Origin of the sequence: Castellaniella defragrans (assembly GCF_014203015.1) — a bacterium.
GTDB classification, from domain to species: Bacteria; Pseudomonadota; Gammaproteobacteria; order Burkholderiales; family Burkholderiaceae_B; genus Castellaniella; species Castellaniella defragrans.
In genome coordinates, this window is the sequence record NZ_JACHIB010000007.1 from 28,131 (window position 1) to 41,961 (window position 13,831).

Below are 13,831 nucleotides of genomic sequence, written 5' to 3' on the forward strand. Positions count from 1 at the left end.
TCAGGATGCCAGCGCCTGTTCGACCGTGGCCATGAAGGCCTTTTCGTCGTAGTTGCCGAGATAGCGTTTGATGATGCGGCCCTGCTTGTCGATCAGGAAGGCCGTGGGCGTCAGGCGCACGTCGCCGAAGGCCCGGGCGATCTTGCCCTGGGCGTCGATGACCACCGGGAAGGGCAGCTGGCGCGTTTCGGTGAAGTTCTTGACGTAGTTGGGCGGGTCGTACTGCATGGCCACGCCGATGGTGTCGAAGCCGCGGGATTTCAGTTCCTGGTAGTGGCGGATGGTGTCGGGCATCTGCGCCACGCAGGTGGTGCAGCTGGTGGCCCAGAACTTGACCAGCACGACCTTGCCGCGCAGGTCCTGCGTGGTGACGGTGTGGCCGTTCAGGTCGGTGAAGGCGACCTCGGGCGCCGCCAGGGCCGAATCCATGGATTGCCAGGTGACGACGGCGCCGATCGCCACGACGGCCGCGATGGCGAGAAAGAGTTTTTTCATCGCAGGGCCGTCCCAAGATGAAAAGCCCCCTTGGGGGGCAGCACGCCCGAGGGGCGCAGCGTGGGGGTCATGTTTCTCATTGCACGGGCATGGTCTGCGCGCCTCCGTCGCCGCCCGCGGGCGCGGGCGTGGGGCCGGGGGCGCTGGATGAACTGGAATCGGTGACGGGCGCGGGGGACTGCTGGCCGGGATCGACGAGCAGGGTCTCGCGCGCCACGATCGTGAACAATTTTACGACTTTGTTGACCCCCGAGACGCCCGAGGCGGCGGAAGCGGCGCGGCGGCCTTCGTCCTCGGTGACCTTGCCCATCAGGTAGACGACGCCGCGCTCGGTGGTGACCTTGATGGTGCGGAAGGGCACGCCTTCGGCGGCCACGAGCTGGCTCTTGACCTTGGACGTGAGCCAGGTGTCGTTGGTGCGCACGCTGAGCGGGGTGAGGTCCCCGACCCGGATGTAGTCGTCCACCGAGCGGACCTTGGTGATGCCCCGGGCGATGGACTCGGCCCGCTGCCGGTCGGCTTCCGTGGGGACGTCGCCCAGCAGCAGCAGCCGGCCCGCGTAGGAGGTGCCCACGACGCGGGCCTTTTCGCCGAAGGTCTTGTTCATCTCGCTGGAGACGCGCAGTTCGATGGTCTGGTCGTCGACCTGCTCGCCGGCGGTGCGCCGGTCGGTGGCCACGGCGGCGGAGGTGGCGGCCGCGCCGCCGACGATGAACAGCCCGCAGCCCGACAGGGCGGACAGGCAGGACAGGCCGATCAGGAGCCGGGCGAGGGTGCGGGCGGGAACGGGCATCAGAGAGGGTCCCCCAGGAGCAGCGCGTCGATGCCGTCGCACAGGGCGTGCAGCAGCAGGATGTGGATTTCCTGGATACGCATGGTGCGGTCGTGCGGGACGCAGAGGTGGATGTCGGTCTCGTAGAGCAGGGTGCCGATCTGGCCGCCGCCCTTGCCGGTGAGGGCGATGATCTGCATGTCGCGCTCGTGCGCGGCCTCGACGGCGCGCAGCACGTTGGGCGAATTGCCGCTGGTGGTGATGGCCACCAGGATGTCGCCGGGCTGGCCCAGGGCGGCCACCTGGCGCTCGAACACGGAATTGAAGCCGTAGTCGTTGCCCACGGCGGTCATGATGGAGGTGTCGGTGTTCAGGGCGATGCCGGCCAGCGGCAGGCGGTCGCGCTCGAAGCGGCCCACGAGTTCCGCCACGAAATGCTGCGCGTCGGCGGCGGAGCCGCCGTTGCCGCAGGCGAGGATGCGGGCGTTGTTGGTCAGGGCGCCGAACAGCAGGTCGACCGCGGCCGCCAGGGCGGGCGCCAGTTCGCGGGCGCTGGAGCGGAACGCGTCGACGGCGTCGTCGAAATGCGACGTCATGCGGGAGGTCATGTCCATGGGACCGATTATCGCATGAGCACGCGGCCCCGGCGCCTGTGAACGTAACAGTTTGAGGGATGAGTCCAGACACGGGGCAGTCCCTGCGGACTGCTCCGTGCCTGACGAATCCGAACCGCTTGCAAGCGGTGAGGCGGACAGGCAACGCAGCATGGCGAGGCCAGGCGCCGAAGGTAAGGATCAGAATCAACCAGACAGGACCCGAGGTGTTTTACGCGCGGAAGGCGTCGCGGATCCAGCGGGGCCGGTCCGCCTCGAAGGCCACCACGTCGAAGCGGCAGGCCGGCGCCGCGCCGCCGAAGTGCAGCCGCGCGAGCCGGGGCAGGAAGTGGTGCGCGGCGCGGATCAGCCGGGCCTGCTTGGAGCGGTTTACACTGGCGGCGGCGCCGCCGAAGACCGGGTTGCGGCGTTCCCGCACCTCGATGAACAGCAGCACGGCGCCCTCGCGGGCCACCAGGTCGATTTCCCCGGCGCGGCAGCGCAGGTTGACCGCCAGGATGCGCACGCCGCGCGCTTCCAGGTGGCGCGCCGCCCGCGCCTCGGCCGCGCGGCCCTGGCGCTGGGTCGGGGATCCGGCCGGCGGCGGCCCGGCGGCGGCGAGGCCGGGGGGCTTCGCAGGACCCGCACGGTCGGCAAGGTGGGCGGGGCCCGCAGGATCGGCAGAGCCGGCGAGGCGGGCGGGGCCGGCGGTGGAGCCGGCGGCCGCCGTTCCGCTGCGCCGCAGCCGCCGCTTGCGGCGCGCCACCGCGCCGCGCTGGGCCTGCCGGGCGGCTTCGTAGGGATCGGCGGGCATGGCAGGACATCAACTCCGCAGGAGGAAGGATCGAGTATGACGGACAGCGCAGACTGGGAAAAGGCCGGGCCGACATGGAAACGTCACGCCGGGCTGGCGGCGGGCCAGTCCTGGCCGGCGGGCTGCCTGTACGTGGTCGCCACGCCGATCGGCAACCTGGAAGACCTGAGCCTGCGCGCCTGGGAGGCGCTGCGCCGCTGCGACGCGATCGCGGCCGAGGACACCCGCACCACCCGGGCGCTGCTGGATGCCTGGGGGATCGCCACGCCGCTGCTGGCGGCCCACCGCCACAACGAGCGCGAGGCGGCCGAGGCCGTGATCCGGCGGCTGGCCCAGGGCGAGCGCATCGCCCTGGTGTCCGACGCCGGCGCGCCCGCGGTGAGCGATCCCGGGGCGCGGGTGGTGCGCGAGGTCCAGGCGGCCGGCTACCGCGTCGTGCCCCTGCCGGGGCCCAGCGCCGTCATCGCCGCCCTCATGGCGAGCGGCGCCACCCGCGACGAGGAGCCCGGCTTCGCCTTCGCCGGCTTCATGCCGTCCAAGGCGCAGGCGCGCCGCAAATGGCTGGAACGGTGGCTCGCCTGGCCGGTGCCGGTGGTCATGTTCGAGACGCCGCACCGCCTGCGGGCGGCCCTCGCGGACCTGGCGGCGGCGGCCGGGCCGGGCCGGCGGCTGACCGTGGCGCGCGAGCTGAGCAAGCGCTTCGAGGAGATCCGCACCCTGCCGGCGGGCGAGGCCCTTGCCTGGCTGGACGGGGACGCCCACCGCGAGCAGGGCGAGTTCGTGCTGGTGGTGCACGCCGCCGAGGCAGCCGAGGCGGCGGACGAGGAGCTGTCGGCCGAACAGCGCCGGCTCATGGAGGCGCTGCTGGAGGACCTGTCCGTGCGCGACGCGGCCCGTATCGGCGCCCGGGCCACGGGGCTGGCGCGCGACCGCCTGTACGCCTGGGCGCTGGCGCGGGAATGAGTCCGGATGGGGCCATTTTCAAATTGTGGCATCTCTCCACGTCGCGCCTTGCAAGGCGCTCCGATTCGTCAGGCACCGATCAGTCCGCAGGGACTGCTCGGTGTCCGGACTCATCCAGCGCGATCACGGGGTTCAGCCCGGCGGATTCCGCCAGCCGCGAGGCGGTGTGGGCGGCCTCGTCGCGCGACAGGTAGGGGCCCATGCGGACCTTGTAGAGCGGCGGCTGGTGGGTGACGGTGGCGGGGCCGGCCTGGCCGGCGGCCTCGATGTTGACGCGCCGGGCCAGCGCCTGGGCGTTCTGGGCCGAGGAGAAGGCGCCGAATTGCAGATAGACGCCGCCCGGCTGGCGCATGCCGGGGGACGCGGGGGCGGGCTCCAGCGGCGCCAGGGGCTCCAGCGGCGCGGGCGGGGGCGCGGCGGGCAGGCTGACCGCCTGCGTCCGGACCGCGTCGGACGGCGGGGGCGCCGTGGCGGGGGCCGGCTTCGGGGCCGGCGCGGCGGCCGAGGCGGAGGCGGAAGTGGGGGCGGACGCCATCAGGGGCGCCGCCGGATAGCGCCCGGCGCGGATGTCGGCATTGGTGATGGCCTGCACCACCACCCGGCCGCTGCCGGGGCCGAGCAGGCCCAGCTTGGCGGCGGCCACGTAGGACAGGTCGATGATGCGCCCCGGGTGGAAGGGGCCCCGGTCGTTGATGCGCACGATCACCGAGCGGCCGGTGCCTACCCGGGTGACCCGCGCGTAGCTGGGGATCGGCAGGGTCGGATGCGCGGCCGTCATGGCGTACATGTCGTAGGTCTCGCCATTGGCGGTCCGTTCGCCGTGGAATTTGCGGCCGTACCAGGAGGCCAGGCCTTCCTGGCGGTAGGGCTGGTCCTCGCCGATGGGGATGTAGCGCACGCCGAAGACTTCATAGGCGCGGAAATTGGCCGGTGCGTGCCGCTCGATGCGCGGCACGGCGTCGGGGATCGACTCGATGTCGGCCGGGATGTCGCGCCCCGGGCCGTCGTCCTTGTAGTAGCCGCCCGAGCGCGAGGCGCAGCCCGCCAGGACGAGCAGCGCGGCGCCCAGCAGGCCCAGGACGAGTCCGCGCGCCGCCCGCCTCGCGGCCCGCATGCCGCCCGGCGTACCGCTCATGGCCGCGGCTCCTGCAGCCTGGGGTTGCGGTGGCGCACCAGCAGGGGGGAGTGGTCGGCGAAGCGGCGGGCGAGCTGTTCGGTGACGTAGACCGAGCGGTGCTGGCCGCCGGTGCAGCCGATGGCCACCGTCAGGTAGTTGCGCGTGTCCTGCATGTACAGGGGCAGCCATTTGCGGATGAAGGCCGCGATGTCGTCGATCATGCTCTCGACGCTGCCGAACTGGGCCAGCCAGGCGGCGACCGGGGCGTCGCGCCCCGTCAGGGGGCGCAGCTGCGCGTCGTAGTGGGGGTTGGGCAGGCAGCGCACGTCGAAGACCAGGTCGGCGTCGTGCGGCACCCCGCGCTTGTAGGCGAAGGACTCGAAGGTCAGGATCACCGCGGGGCGGTCCGTCTGGACCAGGTCGCGCACCCAGGCGCGCAGCTGTCCGGGCGCCAGGTCGGACGTGTCGATGACGTGTTCCTGGTTGCGCAGGGGCGCCAGCAGTTCGCGTTCGCGGGTGATGCAGTCCTGCAGGGAAGGGTCCAGGCCCTCGTGGCGCAGGCGGTCGGTCAGGGGGTGGCGGCGCCGGGATTCGGAATAGCGCTGCATCAGGGTGTTGTCGTCGGCATCCAGGAAGATCACGTGCAGCGCGGTGCCCATGGCGCGCAGGCTGGTCAGGATCCCGGGCAGGTCGTCCAGGTCGCCGGGCGTGCGCACATCGATGGCGACCGCCACGCGCTCCAGGCCGCTGTCCTGGGTGCTGGCGATGAACTCGTGCAGGAAGCGCACCGGCAGGTTGTCGATGCAGGTGTAGCCGGTGTCTTCCAGCATGCGCAGGGCCACGGACTTGCCCGAGCCCGAGATGCCGGTGATGAGGACGATGTTCAGCATGGCGGGCGCGGCGGGCGGGCCATCGGCCGCGGTGGAAGGAAGCCTCGCCCGGCTGCGCCCCGGGCGGCGGGGCAGGGGCCCGGGCGCGCGCTCACGTCCGCGCCTCCCGGGAGCTTTCCATGATGGCCAGCGCCTGGCGTTCGATGAAGTCGCCCATGGTGTCGATGCCGCGCAGGCTGAGGATGGTGTTGCGCACGGCGGCCTCGACCAGCACGGCCAGGTTGCGGCCCGCCGCGACCTGCAGCATCACGCGGCGGATCGGGATGCCCAGGATGTCCTGGTATTCGTCCTGGGTCGGCAGGCGCTCGAAGGTTTCCGGGGTCATGCGCACCAGGTGCACGATGAGCTTGATCTTCATCTTGCGCCGCACCGAGGTCTCGCCGAAGATCGTGCGGATGTCCAGCAGGCCCAGGCCGCGGACTTCCAGCAGGTTCTGCAGCAGGGGCGGGCACTGGCCCTCGACGAAGTTGGGCGCGGTGCGCGAGAGTTCGACGGCGTCGTCGGCCACCAGCCCGTGGCCGCGGGAAATCAGCTCCAGGGCCAGCTCGCTCTTGCCCAGGCCCGATTCGCCGGTGATCAGCACGCCCAGGCCCAGCACGTCCATGAAGACGCCATGGACCGTGGTCTTGGGCGCCATCCGCTTGCCCAGGTAGATGCGCAGCAGGTCGATCAGCAGGGCGGCGTCGATGGGCGTCGCCAGCAGCGGGATGTCGTGGTCCAGGCAGTAGGCCCGCAGATCGTCGGGCGCCCGCGTGCCGGACGCCAGGACGATGGCCGGGACGCCGCCGGCCACCAGGTCGTCCAGGTGGTGCAGGCGCCGGCGCGGTTCGAGCCGCGTGTAGTAGGACATTTCCTCGGCGCCGAAGACCTGGATGCGGCCCGGGTGGATCAGGTTCAGGTGGCCGATCAGGTCGGCGGCGGCGCCGCCGGTGTCGGAAATCAGGCGATGCGCGGCGGCTTCCTTGCCCGAGACCCACGAGAAGGCGATCTTCTCGGCGTTGTCACGAATCAGCTCTTGGATGGTCAGCATGTTCAGGGGCCGGGGCGCTCGCGCCAGTCAGGATGAGTTGGTGGACTTCCCGAGGGTCCGTGGACTGCGTCAGGGTCTGGCGGATGCCGGCGTCGGACATCAGGCGGGCGATGCCGGCCAGCAGGTCCAGGTGGGCCTGGGTGGCGGTTTCCGGTATCAGCAGGAAGAACAGCAGCCGCGCGGTGCGGCCGTCGTTGGCGTCGAAGCGGACGGGTTCTGCGAGCCGGACGAAGGCAGCGTGGGGCTCGCGCAGGTCCTTGAGCCGCCCGTGGGGGATGGCGACCTCGTGGCCCAGCGCCGTCGAGCCGAGCCGTTCGCGCGCCAGCAGGCTGTGGAACACCGCCGTGCGGGCGACGCCCTGATGGTTTTCAAACAGCAGGCCGGCGTGCTCGAAGGCACGCTTCTTGCTGGTGGCAGCCAGGTCCAGGACGATGTTGTCGGGCGGCAGGATGCGGGCAGTGAGATTCATGGCGTCCATTATAGGTAAATGGGCCGCAAACAATATGGCCCCGGACGGTCGTCTCGAGGCCATGTGCTCATCCGGGCCGGGGAAGGCGGCCCTGCCAGCCGCCGTCAGGCGGGGATTTCCTGGCGCTTCGGGGGTTCGTGGACGTGGTTCTGAGCCTTGGTCTTGTACTTGATGACCTGGCGGTCGGCCTTGTCGACCAGCAGATCGATGGCCGCGTACAGGTTGTCATCCGAGGCTTCGCAGTGCAGGTCCTTGCCACGCAGGCGCATGGTGATTTCGGCGGTGTGCTTGAGGGGCTCGATCGAGAGCATGACCTGGGTGTCGATGACCTGATCGAAGTGCCGCAGCACGCGTGCCGTCTTGGTTTGGACGTATTCGCGGATGGCCGGGGTGATTTCCAGATTGCGACCGGTGATTGTCAGGCTCATATGCAGACTCCTTGCGGAAAGACGGGGAGGGTTCCGGGGGAACCGGGTGCGGACGGGATTGGCCTCCTTTTCTGACAGTTCGATGACAGGTCCAGTGTACCCATTGCCCCCGCCACATCAAGGGCCCTCTTCCGGTGTAAGATGGCGGGATCGGCTGGTGCGCGGAACAGTCCGCCACGGGCCATGCGGCGGGGGATTGCGCAGTTCCGGCAAAATCCCCCGCACGCTCACATGCGGAAATTCTTCCCCAGATACACCTGGCGCACGGCCTCGTTGTCCACGATCTCGCTGGGGTGGCCGCTGGTCAGGACGCGGCCTTCGCTGATGATGTAGGCGCGGTCGCAGATCCCCAGGGTTTCCCGCACGTTGTGGTCGGTGATCAGCACGCCGATGTTGCGGCCTTTCAGGAACTGCACGATGCGCTGGATTTCGATCACCGCGATCGGATCCACCCCGGCGAAGGGCTCGTCCAGCAGGATGAAGCGCGGGTGGGTGGCCAGGGCGCGGGCGATCTCCACCCGGCGGCGCTCGCCGCCCGACAGGGAAATCGCCATGTTGCGGCGGATGTGCTCGATCTGCAGTTCGTCGATCAGGGATTCCAGGCGTTCTTCCAGGGCGGCGGCCGAGAGGGCGCGGCCCTGCGAGTCGCGCTGCAGCTCCAGCACCGCGCGGATGTTCTGTTCCACCGTCAGGCGGCGGAAGACCGAGGCGTCCTGGGGCAGGTAGGACAGGCCCAGCCGGGCGCGCCGGTGCATGGGGATGCCGGTGACTTCGTGGTGGTCGATCAGGATGCGGCCGGTGTCGGCCGGGATCAGCCCCACGATCATGTAGAAGCTGGTGGTCTTGCCGGCGCCGTTGGGGCCGAGCAGGCCGACGACCTCGCCGCTGTCCACCGACAGGGAAACGTCCTGGACGACGGCCCGGCGGCCGAAGGTCTTGCCCAGGCCGATGGCCTGCAGGCTGCCGGAGGCGCGGGTGGCGTCGGCTGCGCTCGAATGGGAATCGTGTGCGGGCATGAGGATCAGCGGCGGCCCGCCTGCTTGGCCTTGCACCGGGCGATGGCCTGGTCGATGCGGGACTGGGGCTGCGCCAGGGAGCGGACGCGGCCGCCGGCGGCGGCCGAATTCGGCCCGCCGAACGCCTCGTAGGTGCCGGACTTCTGGTGGTAGACGATGCGCGCGCCGCGCACGTTGTCGAAGGTCTCGCCGCAGATCTGGCGCGTCACGGTCGCCTGGCCCGTGAGGGTGATGTCGCCCGACGTGCCGGCGTAGTCGGCCTGCAGGCCGGTGGCGATGAGCGTCTCGAATTTCTCGGGGTTTTCCTGGCGGATGGTGACGAACTGGCCCTTGGCGGCCGTGGCGGTGCCGAACTGGTTGCCCTGGGCGTCCTCGCGCGTGACGAGCTTGTCGCCGCGCAGGGTCATCGCGCCGCGGGTCAGGACCACGTTGCCGGTGAAGGTGCTGACCTTGTTGACGTCGTCGTAGTGCAGGGTGTCGGACAGGATCACCGTGTCGGGTTCTTCCGCGGCGGGCGCGGGCGTGTTCTGCGCGCCGGCGGCCTGGGCGGCCAGGAAAAGGGCGCAGGCGGCGACCGATGCGATCAGGGCGGGAGACGGGATTTTCATGGGTGTGCGTTTTTTTGGGGTGCGGCGTTGCGGGCAGCCTGGTCTTCGCCTGAAATCTTGACGTCGCTGGCCGCCGTGACGGTGAGCTGGCGGGTGCGATTATCGTAGCGCATGCCCGTGCCCCGCAACGTGGAATGGCCGTTGACGACCAGCGCCGGGCGGTCGGTGTGGACCAGGTCGCGGTTGGGTTCGATGATGAGCTGGGTGCTGCGCACGTCGAGCAGCTGGTGGTCGGCGTCGGGCAGGCGTTTCACGTGGGCGTTGCCGTTGAGCACGATGCGGTCGCCGTGCTCGTCGACCGTGCCGTGGTCGGCGGTGCCTTCGGTGATGGGCGTGTCGGGCTGGTGGCCGACCGCGCGCGGCGCGGTGATCTCGTAGGCGCCGGTGTCCGGGAAGTGCTCCATGGCCTTGCCTTCGAGGCGGTTGATGGCGCGCCCGGCCGCGTCGGTGCGCACCATCACGAACCGGTCCGACCAGGAATCGCGCTCGTGCGTCACGCGCCGGGGCGGGTCCACCTCGATCGAGCGCAGGGCGTAGTCGGACGCCCACCAGGTGCCCAGCACCAGCAGGCCGAGCAGCAGCACGGCCACGAGGCTGGGCAGGCGGTCCTTCACTGGATGGCTCCGCCCAGCGTGGACAGCGAGGCGGTGAAGCAGGCGCCCAGGCGGCCCTGTGCCGCCAGGATCAGGTCGCAGCATTCGCGCACGGCGCCCGCGCCGCCGCGCAGGGTGCTGGTCCAGTGGGCCGCCTGGCCGACGTAGAAGGGAGCGTTGGGCACGCTGGCGGCGAAGCCCACGCACTGCAGCACGGGCAGATCGATGATGTCGTCGCCCATGTAGCCCACGGCCTGCAGGGACAGGCCGGCCTCGCGCGCGAGTTCCTCGACCGTGGTGATCTTGTCGCGCACGCCCTGGAGCGCGGGGGAGATGCCCAGCTCGGCGGCGCGGCGGGCCGTGATGGCGCTCTTGCGGCCGCTGACCCAGGCGACGCGGATGCCCTGCTCGCGCAGCAGGCGCAGGCCGTGGCCGTCGAGCGCGTTGAAGGGCTTGACGGCCTCGCCGTGCTCGCCGTACCAGAGGCTGCCGTCGGTCAGGATGCCGTCCACGTCGAACACCATCAGGCGCACGGCGCGCGCGCGGTTGCGGACCGTTTCCGGGACGCGGGCCAGGATCTGGGCTTCGGCGGGGTGGGAGAAACCGGGCTGTTCGTTCATCAGATGACCTTTGCGGCGAGGAGGTCGTGCATGTGCAGAGCCCCCAATAATAGCCCGTCGTCGCCCAGCACCAGCATCTGGTTGAGCTTGTGCGCGTCCATGATGGAGGCGGCCTCGATGGCCGGCGCGTCGGCCGGGATCGAGCGCGGGTGGCGGCTCATGCCGGCCGAGACCGGCAGGGCGCGGATGTCGCCGTGCTGGGCGATCATGCGGCGCAGGTCGCCGTCGGTGAACAGGCCCACGGGGCGTTCGCCCTCCAGGACGATGGTCATGCCCATGCCCTTGTCGGACATTTCGGTCAGGGCGTCGGGGATCAGGGTGTCGGGGGCGACGCGCGGCAGGGCCGCGCCGCTGCGCATGACATCGGCCACGGAGGTCAGCAGCCGCCGGCCCAGCGCGCCGCCGGGATGCGAGCGGGCGAAGTCCTCGCGGTTGAAGCCGCGCGCCTCCAGGCAGGCGACGGCGATGGCGTCGCCCAGTACCAGGGCGGCCGTGGTGCTGGCGGTGGGCGCCAGGTTCAGCGGGCAGGCTTCCTGGCCCACGGCGGCGTCCAGCGTCAGGTCGGCGCTGCGGGCCAGTTCGGAGCCGGCGTGGCCGGTCAGGGCGATGATGCGCGTGCCCATGCGCTTGGCCACGGAAATGATGGTGATCAGCTCCTGCGCCGAGCCGGAATAGGAGATGGCCAGCAGGATGTCCTGGCCGGTGAGCATGCCCAGGTCGCCGTGGATGGCCTCGGCCGCGTGCATGAAGAAGGCGGGCGTGCCGGTGGATGCCAGGGTGGCGGCGATCTTGCGGGCGACGTGGCCGGACTTGCCGATGCCGGTGACGACGACGCGGCCGGGACAGTCCAGGATCAGGCCGACGGCCTGCGCGAAGCGCGCGTCGATGCGGCTGCGCAGGGCCTGCAGGGCCTGGATTTCGATGCCGAAGGTGCGGTCGGCGCTGGCGCGGATCGCCTCGGGACTGGGTCGGGGATGGGCATGCATCTTGCGATTTTAAGCGTAACGGGCCCCCCGGTGAGGGAGGCGGCTTGTTAAACTGTGCGCGCCTCCATGCCCCCCCGCCCCCGCCCAGCCCAGCTACACAGGACGCCCGCCATGCAAACCGATCCGGCCCAGTACATCCGCGACACGATCCGCACCGTGCCCGATTGGCCGAAGCCCGGCGTGCAGTTCCGCGACATCACGCCGGTCCTGCAGGACCCGCGCTCGTTCCGCGTGCTGATCGACCTGTTTGTCTACCGCTACATGCGCCAGCGCCTGGACCTGGTGGCGGGCATCGACGCGCGCGGCTTCATCGTGGGCTCGGTGCTGGCCTACGAGCTGAACCTGGGCTTCGTGCCGGTGCGCAAGCAGGGCAAGTTGCCATTCCGCACGGTGGCCGAGGAATACGCCCTGGAATACGGCAACGCGACGGTGGAGATGCACACGGATTCGGTGCGGCCGGGCCAGCGCGTGCTGCTGATCGACGACCTGATCGCCACCGGCGGCACGATGATGGCGGCGTCCCGCCTGCTGCAGCGCCTGGGGGCCAACGTGGCCGAGGCCGCCGCCATCATCGACCTGCCCGACCTGGGCGGCTCCAAGGCCGTCCGGGAGTCGGGCCTGCCGGTGTATACGGTCTGTGCGTTCGAGACGGGCGCCGCGGAATAACCGCCGGGCCGCCCGCGTCACGCCGGGCTTTCGGGTTCGGATGGCTCCCCTGGCGTCGCATGCCCCGCTCGTACGCCTGGATACGAGGCGTCCAGCGAAACACGGTGCTGGACGGCGCCGGGCGGCAGGGCCGCATGCGTAGCCAGCACGACGGTACGGCCCCGGGTCGCACGGGGCAGGTCGGCCAGGAACTCCGCCTCCGTGTCGGCGTCCAGGCCCGCGGTCGGCTCGTCCAGCAGCAGGACGGCCGCGGGCGACAATAGCACCCGTGCCAGGGCCAGCCGCCGTGCCTGGCCGACCGAAAGGCCGGCCCCCGTTTCCCCGATCCAGGTATCCAGGCCGTGCGGCAGGCCGCGGACGAAGCCGCCCAGGCGCGCTGCGTCCAGGGCGTGCCACAGGGCATCGTCATCGGCCTGCGGATCGCCGATCAGCAGGTTGGTCCGTATCGTACCGAGGAACAGCGGCGCGTCCTGGGCCAGCAGGGCGATGCGGCGATGCAGGTCGCGCTGGGCGCAGTCGCGCACGTCGATCCCGCCGAAGCGGATGCAGCCCGACTGGGGATCGTCCAGCCGCAGCAGCAGGTGAAGCAGGGTGGATTTGCCCGAACCGCTGGCTCCGGTCAAGGCGGTGCGGCTGCCGGGGGGGAAATCGAGGTCGATCCCGTCCAGGACGACTCTGTCCGGAGCCTCCGGGTAGGCATAGCGCAGGCCCCGAACCTGCAGGGCGCCCGCCGCCGGCAGCTTGCGGGGCGCGGGCGGATCGTGCAGATCGGGTTCCGCGCCCGTGATGGCCTCGATGCGCGTCAGCGCCGCGAGCGCCGCGCCCATGCGGGCCGCGCCCCGGACGACGGGGCCGGCGGTCTCGAACAGGCCCAGGGTGGCCAGCAGCAGCCCGGCCAGCACGGGGGGCGGCATCGGGCCGCGCGCGACGGCGTCCAGGCCGGCCCACAGGATGGCCAGCAGGGCGGCGCCGGTGGCGGCGTGGATCAGGCTCTGGCCGCCGGCACCCAGGCCGGCCTGGACGCCCCGGGCGCGGGCGGCCCGGCGGCAGGACTGGTCGAAATGCCGCAGGACGGGCGCCGAGAGCGCCAGGGAAAGAATGTCCGCATGGCCTTCGGTGGCTTCCTGGACCGCCGTTCGCAATTGGGCCGCGCTGTCCTGTATGGCCTGGCCGGGCGCTCGGGCCTGGTACAGCAGGAGGGCCGGGACCAGCAGGCAGGCCGCGAGAAAAGCAGCGGCGACGGCGCCGGCGGCCGCCGGCAGTTGCCATGCCAGGATTGCCGTCATGGCCAGACCGGCCAGCAGGGCGCTGAGCAGGGGCGCCATCAGGGTCAGGAACAGGGTGTCGAGCGCATCGACGTCCGACGTCAGGCGCGCCACCAGGTCGCCCGAGCGATAACGGGCCAGCTGGCGTGGCGACAACCGGGCCAGTGCGCGGAAAAGCGTGCCGCGCAGTTCCGCGAGCAGGTGCAATGTGACCGTATGGCCGGCCAGACGTTCCGCATAGCGGGCACCGATGCGGATGAACGAGAATCCGCGCACCAGCGCCGATGGCGCGAACAGATTGAAGGTCTGGGCCGCGCTTGCCGAGGCGGCTCCGGCCAGGGCCGCGCCGGTCAGGAACCAGCCGGCGACGCCCAGCAGGCCCGCGCCGGCCGCCGCGGTCAGCAGGGCCAGGGCGACGGTGGCGGCCAGGCTTGGCCAATGGCGCCGGTAGATCTGGCGCAGAAGGCGCCCGCGGCCCATCGGGCGGTCGCCTTGCCGCGCGTCCG

At 71.1% G+C, this 13,831-nt stretch carries 17 protein-coding genes; 2 read left to right on the plus strand and 15 right to left on the minus strand.

The features are described 5' to 3' along the window. From HNR28_RS07030 to HNR28_RS07045, 4 genes are all read right to left on the minus strand, one after another. Complete coding sequence (locus HNR28_RS07030) at positions 1 to 495, minus strand: peroxiredoxin family protein (RefSeq protein WP_151025442.1); 495 nt, start codon at positions 493 to 495, stop codon at positions 1 to 3. Between the two features lie 76 nt (positions 496 to 571). After that, positions 572 to 1,288: a BON domain-containing protein gene (locus HNR28_RS07035; RefSeq protein WP_151025443.1), complete on the minus strand. Its 717-nt coding sequence runs from the start codon at positions 1,286 to 1,288 to the stop codon at positions 572 to 574. Continuing rightward, a complete protein-coding gene (locus HNR28_RS07040; RefSeq protein ID WP_043680097.1) occupies positions 1,288 to 1,881 on the minus strand; it encodes a phosphoheptose isomerase in 594 nt (197 codons plus the stop codon). Before HNR28_RS07040 ends, HNR28_RS07035 begins: the two co-directional genes overlap by 1 nt. A 211-nt stretch (positions 1,882 to 2,092) precedes the next feature. After that, positions 2,093 to 2,674 (minus strand): YraN family protein, encoded by a 582-nt coding sequence (locus HNR28_RS07045; RefSeq protein ID WP_184142676.1) that lies wholly within the window; start codon positions 2,672 to 2,674, stop codon positions 2,093 to 2,095. Positions 2,675 to 2,710: 36 nt separating this feature from the next. Between HNR28_RS07045 and rsmI the strand changes: the two genes are divergently transcribed. Continuing rightward, complete coding sequence (gene rsmI, locus HNR28_RS07050; RefSeq protein ID WP_151024318.1) at positions 2,711 to 3,637, plus strand: 16S rRNA (cytidine(1402)-2'-O)-methyltransferase; 927 nt, start codon at positions 2,711 to 2,713, stop codon at positions 3,635 to 3,637. Positions 3,638 to 3,716: 79 nt separating this feature from the next. Here the strand turns inward: rsmI and HNR28_RS07055 are convergent, their stop codons facing one another. The 10 genes from HNR28_RS07055 to HNR28_RS07100 form a co-directional block, all read right to left on the minus strand. Then, the gene (locus HNR28_RS07055) at positions 3,717 to 4,772 is read right to left on the minus strand and encodes a septal ring lytic transglycosylase RlpA family protein (protein WP_244978214.1); all 1,056 of its coding nucleotides are present in this window, start codon (positions 4,770 to 4,772) and stop codon (positions 3,717 to 3,719) included. Continuing rightward, a complete protein-coding gene (rapZ, locus tag HNR28_RS07060) occupies positions 4,769 to 5,644 on the minus strand; it encodes an RNase adapter RapZ (RefSeq protein WP_151024319.1) in 876 nt (291 codons plus the stop codon). The genes HNR28_RS07055 and rapZ overlap by 4 nt, the downstream gene beginning before the upstream one ends. Positions 5,645 to 5,735: 91 nt before the next feature. Further along, the gene (gene hprK, locus HNR28_RS07065) at positions 5,736 to 6,674 is read right to left on the minus strand and encodes an HPr(Ser) kinase/phosphatase (protein WP_151024320.1); all 939 of its coding nucleotides are present in this window, start codon (positions 6,672 to 6,674) and stop codon (positions 5,736 to 5,738) included. Next, the gene (locus HNR28_RS07070; protein ID WP_052356026.1) at positions 6,646 to 7,143 is read right to left on the minus strand and encodes a PTS sugar transporter subunit IIA; all 498 of its coding nucleotides are present in this window, start codon (positions 7,141 to 7,143) and stop codon (positions 6,646 to 6,648) included. Before HNR28_RS07070 ends, hprK begins: the two co-directional genes overlap by 29 nt. A gap of 104 nt (positions 7,144 to 7,247) precedes the next feature. Next, complete coding sequence (gene hpf, locus HNR28_RS07075) at positions 7,248 to 7,571, minus strand: ribosome hibernation-promoting factor, HPF/YfiA family (protein WP_043680110.1); 324 nt, start codon at positions 7,569 to 7,571, stop codon at positions 7,248 to 7,250. A gap of 227 nt (positions 7,572 to 7,798) precedes the next feature. Beyond that, the gene (gene lptB / locus HNR28_RS07080) at positions 7,799 to 8,587 is read right to left on the minus strand and encodes an LPS export ABC transporter ATP-binding protein (protein WP_043680113.1); all 789 of its coding nucleotides are present in this window, start codon (positions 8,585 to 8,587) and stop codon (positions 7,799 to 7,801) included. Positions 8,588 to 8,592: 5 nt separating this feature from the next. Continuing rightward, positions 8,593 to 9,195 carry a lipopolysaccharide transport periplasmic protein LptA gene (gene lptA / locus HNR28_RS07085; protein ID WP_043680116.1) on the minus strand — a complete coding sequence of 201 codons (603 nt, stop codon included), beginning with the start codon at positions 9,193 to 9,195 and terminating at the stop codon, positions 8,593 to 8,595. Continuing rightward, complete coding sequence (lptC, locus tag HNR28_RS07090) at positions 9,192 to 9,809, minus strand: LPS export ABC transporter periplasmic protein LptC (RefSeq protein WP_151024321.1); 618 nt, start codon at positions 9,807 to 9,809, stop codon at positions 9,192 to 9,194. The genes lptA and lptC overlap by 4 nt, the downstream gene beginning before the upstream one ends. Beyond that, the gene (locus HNR28_RS07095; protein WP_151024322.1) at positions 9,806 to 10,408 is read right to left on the minus strand and encodes a KdsC family phosphatase; all 603 of its coding nucleotides are present in this window, start codon (positions 10,406 to 10,408) and stop codon (positions 9,806 to 9,808) included. The genes lptC and HNR28_RS07095 overlap by 4 nt, the downstream gene beginning before the upstream one ends. Continuing rightward, positions 10,408 to 11,394, minus strand: coding sequence for a KpsF/GutQ family sugar-phosphate isomerase (locus tag HNR28_RS07100; protein WP_151024323.1), 987 nt, complete (start codon positions 11,392 to 11,394; stop codon positions 10,408 to 10,410). The genes HNR28_RS07095 and HNR28_RS07100 overlap by 1 nt, the downstream gene beginning before the upstream one ends. Positions 11,395 to 11,505: 111 nt before the next feature. Here HNR28_RS07100 and HNR28_RS07105 point away from each other — a divergent pair, with 111 nt between their 5' ends. Next, positions 11,506 to 12,060: an adenine phosphoribosyltransferase gene (locus HNR28_RS07105; protein ID WP_151024324.1), complete on the plus strand. Its 555-nt coding sequence runs from the start codon at positions 11,506 to 11,508 to the stop codon at positions 12,058 to 12,060. Positions 12,061 to 12,077: 17 nt separating this feature from the next. Here the strand turns inward: HNR28_RS07105 and cydC are convergent, their stop codons facing one another. Further along, positions 12,078 to 13,805 carry a thiol reductant ABC exporter subunit CydC gene (gene cydC / locus HNR28_RS07110; protein ID WP_151024344.1) on the minus strand — a complete coding sequence of 576 codons (1,728 nt, stop codon included), beginning with the start codon at positions 13,803 to 13,805 and terminating at the stop codon, positions 12,078 to 12,080. Positions 13,806 to 13,831 lie beyond the last annotated feature (26 nt).

What these genes read in the sequence shown, in the direction of transcription:
- rapZ (WP_151024319.1), bottom strand. Translation starts at nt 5,644, where the DNA reads ATGCTGAACATCGTCCTCATCACCGGCATCTCGGGCTCGGGCAAGTCC.
- hpf (WP_043680110.1), bottom strand. Translation starts at nt 7,571, where the DNA reads ATGAGCCTGACAATCACCGGTCGCAATCTGGAAATCACCCCGGCCATC.
- lptA (WP_043680116.1), bottom strand. Translation starts at nt 9,195, where the DNA reads ATGAAAATCCCGTCTCCCGCCCTGATCGCATCGGTCGCCGCCTGCGCC.
- HNR28_RS07095 (WP_151024322.1), bottom strand. Translation starts at nt 10,408, where the DNA reads ATGAACGAACAGCCCGGTTTCTCCCACCCCGCCGAAGCCCAGATCCTG.
- hprK (WP_151024320.1), bottom strand. Translation starts at nt 6,674, where the DNA reads ATGCTGACCATCCAAGAGCTGATTCGTGACAACGCCGAGAAGATCGCC.
- HNR28_RS07035 (WP_151025443.1), bottom strand. Translation starts at nt 1,288, where the DNA reads ATGCCCGTTCCCGCCCGCACCCTCGCCCGGCTCCTGATCGGCCTGTCC.
- HNR28_RS07055 (WP_244978214.1), bottom strand. Translation starts at nt 4,772, where the DNA reads ATGAGCGGTACGCCGGGCGGCATGCGGGCCGCGAGGCGGGCGGCGCGC.
- lptB (WP_043680113.1), bottom strand. Translation starts at nt 8,587, where the DNA reads ATGCCCGCACACGATTCCCATTCGAGCGCAGCCGACGCCACCCGCGCC.
- HNR28_RS07100 (WP_151024323.1), bottom strand. Translation starts at nt 11,394, where the DNA reads ATGCATGCCCATCCCCGACCCAGTCCCGAGGCGATCCGCGCCAGCGCC.
- HNR28_RS07070 (WP_052356026.1), bottom strand. Translation starts at nt 7,143, where the DNA reads ATGAATCTCACTGCCCGCATCCTGCCGCCCGACAACATCGTCCTGGAC.
- rsmI (WP_151024318.1), top strand. Translation starts at nt 2,711, where the DNA reads ATGACGGACAGCGCAGACTGGGAAAAGGCCGGGCCGACATGGAAACGT.
- cydC (WP_151024344.1), bottom strand. Translation starts at nt 13,805, where the DNA reads ATGGGCCGCGGGCGCCTTCTGCGCCAGATCTACCGGCGCCATTGGCCA.
- HNR28_RS07030 (WP_151025442.1), bottom strand. Translation starts at nt 495, where the DNA reads ATGAAAAAACTCTTTCTCGCCATCGCGGCCGTCGTGGCGATCGGCGCC.
- HNR28_RS07040 (WP_043680097.1), bottom strand. Translation starts at nt 1,881, where the DNA reads ATGGACATGACCTCCCGCATGACGTCGCATTTCGACGACGCCGTCGAC.
- HNR28_RS07105 (WP_151024324.1), top strand. Translation starts at nt 11,506, where the DNA reads ATGCAAACCGATCCGGCCCAGTACATCCGCGACACGATCCGCACCGTG.
- HNR28_RS07045 (WP_184142676.1), bottom strand. Translation starts at nt 2,674, where the DNA reads ATGCCCGCCGATCCCTACGAAGCCGCCCGGCAGGCCCAGCGCGGCGCG.